1 protein-coding gene is annotated in these 853 nt (G+C 41.5%); it reads right to left on the bottom strand.

Annotated elements, in window-relative coordinates; all coding sequences use genetic code 11:
* Positions 1 to 31 precede the first annotated feature (31 nt).
* Entirely contained in the window at positions 32 to 649 is a 618-nt protein-coding gene (locus tag IOD06_RS13455) for a cytochrome c (protein ID WP_194621266.1), read from the bottom strand.
* Between the last annotated feature and the right edge of the window lie 204 nt (positions 650 to 853).

Here is an 853-nt window from a genome sequence, read left to right on the forward strand (position 1 = left end):
CACTATTTAGCACTGCATTTTTTACGAATAATCAATGTTGCATGCCGGATCCATCACCAGACATATCCATCTCACCACCATCCGACATATCCATCTCACCATCAAATGACATATCTAACATATCATCGTCTATCCTAGTCGTTAGCATGGTGTATTGATTTTCATTTAAGTCAGGTAACGATCTGATAAAAGCGACCATTGCCCACATTCTATCGTCATCGTGCGAAGCGCCCCATGCTGGCATACCTGATGCCATAATGCCGTGTTTGATGGCCCAAAAAGCTTGCTGAGCACCGGCATCGGTCTTATAGCGTTCAACCAAGTCAACATTGGTAAAACTTGGCGGCTTAGGATATAAACTGGCGCTAAAATCAGTGCTTTCTACCCCAGGAGACAAGTGACAACCTGCACACATATCTTTGTAATCGGCACCGCCCGAGCTGATCATTTCTGTCTTTTCTAAGTTGGGAACCGTAATGTCCTTACTAGCATTCGCTATTGAACGCGTGCGGGCAGTCTCTAAAAAATTGTAAACCAGTGGACTATGGGCTTGATCAGCGCCGATATTTATCATGCCACTCGTCACTACAATAAAAACACCCACAATCGCGACAAAGACGGTAAAAAGTATTCCTAGTAAAAACTTCATAGGTTTGTCCTAAAAATCCATTTTTGTTAATATCCAATTACTGCTCGACAAAACCATCTAACAATAATATTGAATTTCTACGATCCACTTCTATAAGATCAATGCCTAAGAGTCACTTTTACTAGTAACACAGTGCTTTTGATACATCGCTTTCATTTTGCTCATGTTGGTCATCATGGCTTTCATAGCAGGATCGTTCATATC

It is taken from the genome of Psychrobacter sp. N25K4-3-2, from assembly GCF_015351755.1.
GTDB lineage: Bacteria > Pseudomonadota > Gammaproteobacteria > Pseudomonadales > Moraxellaceae > Psychrobacter > Psychrobacter glaciei.